Raw genomic sequence first — 9,370 nt, forward strand, 5'->3', positions numbered from 1 at the left:
GATGTTGCCGCAGCTAATTTTTCAAATGCAGGAGCAGAAATAGCCGCTGCCATTACAAATACTGCAGTAGATGATGCCTTTGTTTTCTTGATAAGTGATGGATCCAATACTCTAGTTCTAGGATGGGATGACAGAGTTGCATCAGGCGGAAATAGTAACGGACTTATGGATGCTAATGAAACTACTCAAATAGCTATGCTTGTCGGGGTAACTAGTGTATTTACTATTGATGCTGGAAATATTTCCATATTAGCATAAAACATAAAAACTCTACATTAATTAAGAGACGAGGTTTTAACCTCGTCTTGCTTTGACAAGGTTAAAACCTTGCTTCCGATTACATACAATTTCGCAAACAAAAAAGCAGCTTATCTAAAATCTTACTCTTTTTGGTCGATATGTAGCCTATATTAATTATCAGAGAGAAAATTATGAACACTTCTTTTGCAATGGATACTTATAGAGCACATGACCTCAATATCGCTATGAAAACTTCTAGTGGCGATGTTATAAAGATGGACTTTGCAAACCATCAGAGCGCATCTATGAGCCACCAACAAAATCAAAACGGCTCACGTACCTCTATGAGTTTCTCATCTATGCAATCATTTAAGTTTTCAGTAGAGGGAAATGGTATAGATGCACAAGACCAAAAAGAGATTGAAGCTTTTATGAAAATAGCTCAACCTTACATAGATAACTTTTTAGAGGAGTTAAGCGCTGAAGCACCCTCTTCTCCTGTTACAAAGTTGGCACATGATATAGCCTCTATTTTTGAGCCAAATAAAGCAAGAGATGAAAACAGTAAAAACTACATCAAAACAAATATAGTAGAGATGTTTGACAACTCTATAAAAAAGTTAAAGATACCAGAGATGTCTGAGCAGATAGATGCTACTGAACTTATGGATAAGATTTTCGAGCAAACCAAAGAACTTTTAGAAAAAACTCTTCAAGAGTTTGATGAATTTAACAAAAAATTATATGCTTAAAGTATCAAGAACAAGGCGCTCAAGAAAGAGAGTGTAAACTTACTCACTAGAGGATAAAAAAATGGATATATTTTTAAAAGAAGCTATAAAAGAAGCAAAATTAGGTTTAAAAGAGGGCGGAATTCCTATTGGTTCGGTATTAGTCATTGATGGCAAAATAGTAGGACGAGGACATAACAAGCGTGTTCAAAAATCTAGTGCCATCTTACATGCAGAGATGGATTGTCTAGAAAATGCAGGAAGACTCAGTGCTAGTGAGTACAAAAAAGCCACTATCTACTCAACACTATCTCCTTGTGACATGTGTAGCGGGGCGATACTTTTATATGGCATAAAAAGAGTCGTTGTAGGAGAAAATACAACATTTAAAGGTCCGCAAGATTATTTGCAATCAAGAGGCGTGGAAGTAGAAGTTTTAGATGATAAGGAGTGTTGTGAGCTTATGGGCTCCTTTATAAAAAAATCCCCCCAACTATGGAATGAGGACATAGGCGAAGAGTAAAAATGTAGAGTTTGAGTTGATGTCTAAAGATGGGTTTATACATATTTATGTTTTGTAAAGAACACTATTTTATTCTTTAAATCTATCTTTATAACTGCATTTTTTGCAAAGTTCTTCTACTGCAAAACCCTCTTTAAAACTATCTATAATATTGGTAACCCTCGCTGAAGTGAGTATATTTTTTAAACTCTCTTTGTGCAGGTTTCCAAGATTTATAACACCATCTCCATCTAAGCAACATGGCACTACGGTTCCATCTGAAAGAATCCCAAAATGAGAAGACAAACCATAGCAACTTGCATGACTATTGTGATTACTTTTTAATGCCGGCCACTCAAAATAGTTATCTAAGTTTAGTAAGACTTTAGAAGCAAGGCGAAAGAACTTTTTTTGCTCCATCATTTTAGTGTCGATGTTTACACCAAAAAAAGAGTTTAATTTTTCAAAAATAAGATTGTTGTATGGCTCTTCAGCAAAAGTAGCATCAAGGTTCCAAAGTCGAAGATTTATAAAAGGTTTTGGATAGCTAGCTATCTTCTGGGAGCAGAGGTCTAAAACATCTTTCATATACGCATCAAAACTAAGGTTTAAGCTATTTTTATTGAAACTATTTAGCGAGATATTTAACTGGCGAACTGAGTCATGAAAGAGCGTTTTAGCATCATGCTTGGGTAAAAAGTAGCCACTTGTTGTAAGTTCTATTTCAAAGTTGTACTTTTTTGCAAGTTCTAAGTAGGCATCTAGATTTGAGAGAAGCAGAGGATCTCCCATAACATGAAAGGCAAGAGTTTTTGTGTATGGAGTGAGCTGTTTTAGAATTTTTTCAAAAAACTCTAATGACATAGACTTCGATGGAGTTACTTTTGGAGGGCAAAAGCTACAAGCTAAACCGCAGATATTTGTCACTTCAACATGAACACGATGAAACTTCATAACACCTCCTCAAATTTATTCGCAACTCTAACATAAAAAAAAGCAAACGAGGTTTTAACCTCGTCTTGATTTGGCAAGGTTGAAAGCTCTCTTTAGTGCCACACTCCCTCTAACATGTAGCCACAATACGGGCACTTACCATTTTCATCAAGTCTGTTTGTTACAAATTGTCCGATATTACCGCTTCTATCAATTACCCTATTTTTACAGCTTGGGCAATAGGTAGATTCATAGTCCCCATTATCGACATTACCGATGTAGAGATATTTCAAACCCTCTTCTTGACCTATTTTATAAGCACGAAGCAGAGTTGATTCTGGAGTGCGAGGAACATCTAGCATCTTGTAAGTTGGATGAAACGCTGAGAGATGCCACGGTATAGATTTATCAAGGCTTGCTATAAACTTTGCTATATCTCTTATCTCTTCATCAGAATCATTTTTGCCTGGAATTAAAAGCGTTGTTATCTCTATCCAAATCCCTTTTTCATGAGCATACTTTACCGCTTCAAGTACAGGCTTTAATCTTGCACCGCAAATCTCTTGGTAAAATTCATCCCTAAAAGCCTTAATATCTATGTTCATCCCGTCTAAATAAGGCTCAAGCAAATCTATCGCCTTTCGCGTCTCATAACCACTTGTAACATAGATATTTTTTATCCCTTGCGCGTGAGCGAGTTTTGCTGTGTCATAGGTGTACTCAAAAAATACAATCGGCTCATTATAGGTGTATGCGATTGATTCACAAGCATTCTCAACTGCCGCTTCAACAATTTTTTGTGGAGGAAATTCACGACCGGCTATCTTGTGAGGAGGCTCTTTTGGATATTGAGAAATATCGAAGTTTTGACAAAATTGACAAGAGAGATTGCACCCAACCGTTCCTACTGAGAAGACTCTAGTTTTTGGCAAAAAATGAAACATCGGTTTTTTCTCTACCGGGTCAATATTTACCGCAGCAGCAAGTCCATAAACAAGAAGTTTAAGCTCCCCATCTAGGACTCGTCTAACTCCACATATACCGTACTCGCCCTCATCAAGCTTACATGCATGTGCACAAGCCTGACACAAAATCTTCCCACTATCTAGCTTCTTACTAAGCCATGCTGTTTGTGACATATTTTGCTCCTTAATTTTATAAAATGAAACTCAAGCTTATCAATAAATCAGCGGAACAAAGGCAAAGCCGTAATGCTCGTTAGCATCAAAACTCCCATCCTCTTTTTTTATAATTTCAAAAACCGAACTTTGAATTGGAATGACAAGCTTTCCACCGACTCTTAACTGCTTTATTAACTCATACGGAAGCTCATCCGCAGCTGCTGAGACTAAAATACAATCAAATATATCGCCAACGATGCCTAATTCATCCCCGGCTTCCACTATTTTAGCATTTTTAAATTTATATCTCTTCAAGTTAGAGCTTCCAAACTCTACAAGTTCTTTAACTCTCTCAACTCCAACTACAGAACCACTACCACCCACAATATAAGCTAAAAGTGCCGTTGTCCATCCAGAGCCGCTTCCTATATCTAAAATCCTCTCTCCCTCTTTTGGCGAGAGCATCTCTAGCATCATAGCTACAGTTCTTGGCTGAGAGATTGTTTGTCCATTACCTATGCCAAGAGGATAATCCCCATAAACATCTATAGAATTTCTATCTACTACAAAATCCGCTCTGTCGATATTTCTAAAGGCTTCTATAATTCTGTTTGAGCGAAGTGTGCCGACCTCTATAAGATAGTCAACCATTTTATTATTTGCTTCTTTAAAATCCCTATCAATCATGCTCTTTCCTTAAAAATTATAAAACCAATCCTTTGATTTTCTTGAGAATGGGTTTTGTGTGTAAAACTCCTCCTCATCTAAAGAAAATCTATAGTTTTGCATATATTTATGCACTAACTTATATGCTTCATTTATCTCTTTAAACTTTTTAGCATCTCCATCTGGCATATCAGGATGGTAGATTTTTGAAAGCTTCAAATACTTATCTTTTAGCTCGGCTTGCGTTATGCGCGTCACAATGTCTAAAACTTCAAGAGCCTTCTCTAAAGTTTCATACTTCATAGAGCGTACTTTTTAAGGTTTTTATCCAACGAGTCGCTAAATATATAATTGACACCAATCTCAAAGAGCGCACGAGAGCGTTTTGCACTATTAACCGTATAAACACCCACTTTGTACCCCGCTTCTTTTATCATGCGAATCCTTTTTTCATCTACCGACGCAGCATCCAAATGGCAAGCATCTACCTCTAACTCCTTTAAGCATTCAAGAAGATTATCAAAACTTCCACCCTCAAACAGAGCACCCCTAAGTATATTTGGAACTCTCTTTTTTGCTTCCCTTAAATACGAATGTTTAAAGGAGCTGAGCAAAACACGCTCTCCTACCCCCACATCTTCTATCTCTTTTGCTACTGCCTCTACGACAATTTTATCTTCAAAACAGTTAGAAATATCTTTAATCTCTACATTTATGTACATATCATTCTCTTGTATAAATTCTAGCGCTTTTTTGAGAGTCAAAAGCGGCTCCTTGTGCTTTTTATCTTTATAAAACCAGCTTCCATAATCAAGCATAGAGAGTTCATCGAGCGTAAAGTCGCAAACTCTATACGGTTTTTTATCTCTAAAGGAGTCGATTTCAACTATATTTGTAGTTCTTTGGAGTGTATCATCATGAATCACAACAACCACTTTATCTCTACTTAAACAAACATCTACCTCAACAAAATCAAATCTTCCTCTGCTTTGTTTAAGTGCTAAAAGAGTGTTTTCAGGAGCAACTCTGCGCGCCCCTCTATGAGCAACAACAAGATACCCGTGATTTAATAATTCTAATAATTTCATATACTATTCTAGCATTTATTTATCCAATCTCTACTTTTGCAATAACCCTAATCATTGCAGAGATATATAATTTTTAAGTAACTATGCTATAAATTTGTGTAGAATAACTCAGCTAAAGAGATATGCAGCGCAGGTGATATAGATGTTACAAGAAAATATAAGTGTTTTAATGGTTGAAGATGATGAGATATTAGCGGAGTTGATTTCCGATTATCTTCATAATTGCGGAATACGTGTTGAGATAAATGCTGATCCCACAATCGTAATCGAGCATCTTAAAAAAACTTGCTTTGATCTGATAATACTTGATTTAACTCTTCCTAAAATGGATGGATTGTTTCTTTGTGAAAAAATATCAACATTTTTTGATATACCTATAATAATATCCTCTGCAAGAGATGAAGTTAGTGATAAAGTCTTAGGTCTAGAAAAAGGGGCTGATGACTATCTACCAAAGCCTTATGACCCCAGAGAACTGGTTGCTAGAATACATGCAATGCTAAGACGTAAAAAAGCACCTTCGTCCGTGCTAAAAGAGGAGGTGTTTGGAGATTTTAAAATCGACAAATCAAAGATGATTGTATATCACAAAGATGTAGCTCTTAATCTGACTGTTGCAGAGTACGGTGTTTTGAGTTTATTTATAAATCAAAGAGGTATAGTCTTAGGCAGAGGAGCAATTCTAGATGCGGTAGAGGGGCTTAGCTGGGAGAGTGATGAGAGAAGTATAGATGTAATTATAAGCCGTCTGCGCTCTAAACTCTTTGACAATCCGAGAAGCCCTACATACATAGAGTCAATCCGCGGAATAGGTTACAGGATGAAGAGTTGAATAAAAATTCAATCATTTTTAAAATAAGCCTCTTCTTTTTACTTGCATTTTTTGCGATGACCTTCCTTTTCAAGATGATGCATGATTATGAGTTTATATCTGTAAAAGAGAATTTAAAGGTTCATTATCACAATATTGCTAAGTTTGTAATGTTGTGGCACACAGGTAAAGATACAAAAGAGCAACTTATTTTAAACCTTAAAAATAAAAATATAGAGATAATAGATGATGAAAAGCTATATAACGATATCTTAAATACAAATAAGTTTGAAACCATCTCATGCGGTATGCAAAACTTTGACCTTTATGAAAAAGATAGATATAGATACATGACTACTCCTGAGAGTACGGGTAGAATGATTTTAAAAGATTTAGATACAAAGCCCATAGATGTCCACTATATGTGGTGGCTTTATGGAGCTTTTATCTTGGTACTTTTTGCTCTATTTCTCTCAATAACAATCAGCATTTATCCGCTAAAACATCTTCAAATTCAGATTCGTCGTTTTGGGGAAGGCGATATGGACATAGATTTAATCTCAAAAGGCAAAGATGAGATTGCAGAGGTCTCAAACGAGTTTGACAAAGCAGTTAAAAAGATAAAAGCCATGATAAATTCAAGGGTTATCTTTATAAGAAATATAACACATGAACTAAAAACCCCTATAACAAAAGGGAGACTCTCATTAGAGTTCCTAGAAGAGTCTCGTACAAAAGATATTCTTACAAATGTTTTCTTGCGTCTAAATCTGCTAACCAAAGAGATTGTTCAAATTGAAAATATTACCGCATGTGACTGTAGTATTGAGAAAAAAAGTTACCATCTGGCTGATATTTTAGATAATGCTGTAGATTTACTATTTTTGGAGCCACAAAGCATAAAAAACAACCTTGATAACAGAGTCGTTGAGGTAGATTTTGATCTCATGAGCATAGTATTTAAAAACCTAATTGATAACGGCATCAAGTATTCGATAGATTCAGAAGTTTATCTTGAGCTTCAAAATAGCGAACTTGCATTTTGCAGCAAGGGCGATAAGTTGCAATATCCTCTTGAATACTATACTCAGCCTTTTATAAAGTGTGATTCAAGCATAAGTGAGAGTTTTGGACTTGGACTCTACATCGTAAACTATATCTTAGACAAACATAACTACTCCCTTTCATACAGACATAAAGACGGCATCAACTCTTTTATCATAAATTTTTGAGTGCCTTTTATTTTATATTCGTTAACAATTCGTTAACAAAAAATTAACATCTTATTTATATAGCTTTCTTATACTATTACTATGCAGTTTGAAATGTAAAAGTTGCTACTATTACATTGTTTAGGCTACAGATTAAATTCTAAAGGATTATGGATGAGAAGAGCGATAAGATTGTCATTGGTGGCAGCTTTAGCAGGTTCTGCAATGCTTCAAGCAGCAGATGTTGTAATAGATGGTTATAGAGGCGGAACTATTGACTTTATGTTAAAAGGGATGACTGTAATAGATGATAAGAAAAATGGCTGGGCTCCAAGTGAAGGCAGTGGCTATTTAGTAAAACTAAAATATGAAACACCAGATACTATAGTAGATAATTTAAAAGTCGGTGTTGGTATGTATGTAAACGGTGATGCAGGCTTAACCGACTGGACTCCAGATGATGGCGGCAAGCCGGCTGGCGGCTTAGTTGTTGATACTAAGGGCAAATCAAAAGCACTAATGGGGGAATTATACTTATCATATAAACATAAATACTTTGACGCAAAATTTGGGCGTCAAACACTTGATACGCCACTTACAAAGATTTCTACATCTCTTATGCCAAACTTCTATGAAGCATATATGTTGGGCACAAATGTGATTGATGGTCTTCGTTTAACTGCTGGACAGATTACAAAAATGTCTATGGGTTCTCGTGCGGCAACTGATTTTGGTCTAATCGGTGAAGGTACAACCACTGGTGGAGCAGCTGTAAAGTTTGTTCAACAAGGCGGAACTGTGGAACAAGCTAAATTTTTAAACATGGGTGAAATTGCTGGAGTATCAGGAGACACTGATGGTCGTACGGTTATTGGGGCAACATATACCGGTGTAAAAAATTTAAAAGCCGATCTTTGGGTTTATCACTCAGATGATATAGCAAATGATTACTATGCAGAGCTGGGTTATAAAATACCTGTTGCAAAAGATATAGCAGTAAAATTAAATGCTCAATATTTAATGCAAAAAGATACAGGTAGTGCTCTTGCAGGCGAGAAAGATTTTAATATGCTTGGAGTAAAAGTTGCTCTAGAGGGCAAAAAGTGGGGCGTTTATGCAGCGGCAAACAAATCTGGCGATGAGAGCAACGCTGTAACAGAAAAAGGATACTTTAATGCTTGGGGAGCTGATCCGGCATACACAAGTACAATCTTTTCAAGAAATGCATATAGAGACGACGTAGATGCTTATAAAATTGGCGGTCACTATGTAATCATGAAGGGCTTAAAGTTTTTGGTTGATTATGCAGAGTATGGAAAGTCAGATACAAAAGCTGCTGCTGGAGCTCTTCAAGCGACAGATGATGCGTATGAAATAGATATCGCTCTAAACTACAAGCACAATGAAAATTGGTTTTTTAGAGTATTTAACTCAAGACGTGTAAGTGAGTACAATGGCGATACTGCTATGGGAATCACAGATAGAAGACAAAATCACTACCGTGCTGTTGTAGCATACAACTTTTAGTTCTTAACTACTAGGTTATTTTAACCTAGTAGAAATTCTCATGTTTTTATTATTCCATTTCCATTGAATCTTCAATAGCTTTAGTGACTTTTTTCTCTAATTGAACAAGAGATTTGTACGCTTTAGAGTCTTTTGGAGCAGATGTAGGACGAACATACAGAACCGTTGTTACACCATCTTTTTCAGTAAGTGTTATACGAATAGGGCAATATGCCATCATATCAGCATCAGCATTGATAATATCGTTACCAAATTTTCCGTTACATGCAACTAAAGTCCTAACTGCAGTCAATCCAGCTTTGTTGAAATTTTCACCAAATTTCTTATCTAAGCCCTTTGCTTTAAACTCTTCTAAAATATCCAGTTGCCAAGCAACAACAAGCATCTCTGCTTTAAATTTGGCAAGAATGTTTTCTAAAACTTTATCAACAGGAGCATTGTAGCTTACCTTATAAACATTACTCTCAGCCGCCCATACAGACAAACTTAACAAACACACCAATAGAATTTTTTTCATAACACATCCTTTGAATATAGCCT

12 protein-coding genes are annotated in these 9,370 nt (G+C 35.9%); 6 read left to right on the forward strand and 6 right to left on the reverse strand.

Annotated features, from left to right (window positions below; all coding sequences use genetic code 11):
- From M0Q17_RS09390 to M0Q17_RS09400, 3 genes are all read left to right on the forward strand, one after another.
- Nucleotides 1-258, forward strand: a 258-nt coding sequence (locus tag M0Q17_RS09390; RefSeq protein WP_295086224.1) for a hypothetical protein, incomplete at its 5' end; no start/stop codon positions are given.
- 173 nt (nucleotides 259-431) lie between these two features.
- Nucleotides 432-992: a hypothetical protein gene (locus M0Q17_RS09395; protein ID WP_295086226.1), complete on the forward strand. Its 561-nt coding sequence runs from the start codon at nucleotides 432-434 to the stop codon at nucleotides 990-992.
- A 61-nt stretch (nucleotides 993-1,053) separates the two neighbouring features.
- Complete coding sequence (locus M0Q17_RS09400; protein ID WP_295086228.1) at nucleotides 1,054-1,494, forward strand: nucleoside deaminase; 441 nt, start codon at nucleotides 1,054-1,056, stop codon at nucleotides 1,492-1,494.
- Nucleotides 1,495-1,563: 69 nt separating this feature from the next.
- Here M0Q17_RS09400 and M0Q17_RS09405 read toward each other — a convergent pair whose 3' ends face one another.
- The 5 genes from M0Q17_RS09405 to M0Q17_RS09425 all read right to left on the reverse strand — a co-directional run bounded on the left by M0Q17_RS09405 (nucleotide 1,564) and on the right by M0Q17_RS09425 (nucleotide 5,281).
- Nucleotides 1,564-2,427, reverse strand: coding sequence for a radical SAM/SPASM domain-containing protein (locus M0Q17_RS09405; protein WP_295086230.1), 864 nt, complete (start codon nucleotides 2,425-2,427; stop codon nucleotides 1,564-1,566).
- Between the two features lie 92 nt (nucleotides 2,428-2,519).
- Nucleotides 2,520-3,545 carry an AmmeMemoRadiSam system radical SAM enzyme gene (amrS, locus tag M0Q17_RS09410; protein WP_295086232.1) on the reverse strand — a complete coding sequence of 342 codons (1,026 nt, stop codon included), beginning with the start codon at nucleotides 3,543-3,545 and terminating at the stop codon, nucleotides 2,520-2,522.
- A 39-nt stretch (nucleotides 3,546-3,584) separates the two neighbouring features.
- Nucleotides 3,585-4,214, reverse strand: coding sequence for a methyltransferase domain-containing protein (locus M0Q17_RS09415; RefSeq protein ID WP_295086234.1), 630 nt, complete (start codon nucleotides 4,212-4,214; stop codon nucleotides 3,585-3,587).
- A gap of 9 nt (nucleotides 4,215-4,223) precedes the next feature.
- A complete protein-coding gene (locus tag M0Q17_RS09420; protein ID WP_295086235.1) occupies nucleotides 4,224-4,496 on the reverse strand; it encodes a DnaJ domain-containing protein in 273 nt (90 codons plus the stop codon).
- Nucleotides 4,493-5,281 carry a glycerophosphodiester phosphodiesterase family protein gene (locus tag M0Q17_RS09425; protein ID WP_295086237.1) on the reverse strand — a complete coding sequence of 263 codons (789 nt, stop codon included), beginning with the start codon at nucleotides 5,279-5,281 and terminating at the stop codon, nucleotides 4,493-4,495. Before M0Q17_RS09425 ends, M0Q17_RS09420 begins: the two co-directional genes overlap by 4 nt.
- Nucleotides 5,282-5,423: 142 nt before the next feature.
- On the opposite strand from M0Q17_RS09425, the gene M0Q17_RS09430 reads away from it, so the two are divergent.
- The 3 genes from M0Q17_RS09430 (at nucleotide 5,424) to M0Q17_RS09440 (ending at nucleotide 8,830) form a co-directional block, all read left to right on the forward strand.
- Nucleotides 5,424-6,113, forward strand: a complete 690-nt coding sequence (locus tag M0Q17_RS09430; protein WP_295086239.1) for a response regulator transcription factor — start codon at nucleotides 5,424-5,426, stop codon at nucleotides 6,111-6,113.
- Complete coding sequence (locus M0Q17_RS09435) at nucleotides 6,110-7,324, forward strand: ArsS family sensor histidine kinase (RefSeq protein ID WP_295086242.1); 1,215 nt, start codon at nucleotides 6,110-6,112, stop codon at nucleotides 7,322-7,324. Before M0Q17_RS09430 ends, M0Q17_RS09435 begins: the two co-directional genes overlap by 4 nt.
- Before the next feature lie 153 nt (nucleotides 7,325-7,477).
- Complete coding sequence (locus tag M0Q17_RS09440) at nucleotides 7,478-8,830, forward strand: OprD family outer membrane porin (RefSeq protein ID WP_295086243.1); 1,353 nt, start codon at nucleotides 7,478-7,480, stop codon at nucleotides 8,828-8,830.
- Between the two features lie 49 nt (nucleotides 8,831-8,879).
- On the opposite strand, the gene M0Q17_RS09445 is transcribed toward M0Q17_RS09440, so the two are convergent.
- Nucleotides 8,880-9,347, reverse strand: coding sequence for a DUF302 domain-containing protein (locus tag M0Q17_RS09445; protein WP_295086245.1), 468 nt, complete (start codon nucleotides 9,345-9,347; stop codon nucleotides 8,880-8,882).
- Between the last annotated feature and the right edge of the window lie 23 nt (nucleotides 9,348-9,370).

It is taken from the genome of Sulfurimonas sp. (assembly GCF_023229105.1).
GTDB lineage: Bacteria > Campylobacterota > Campylobacteria > Campylobacterales > Sulfurimonadaceae > Sulfurimonas.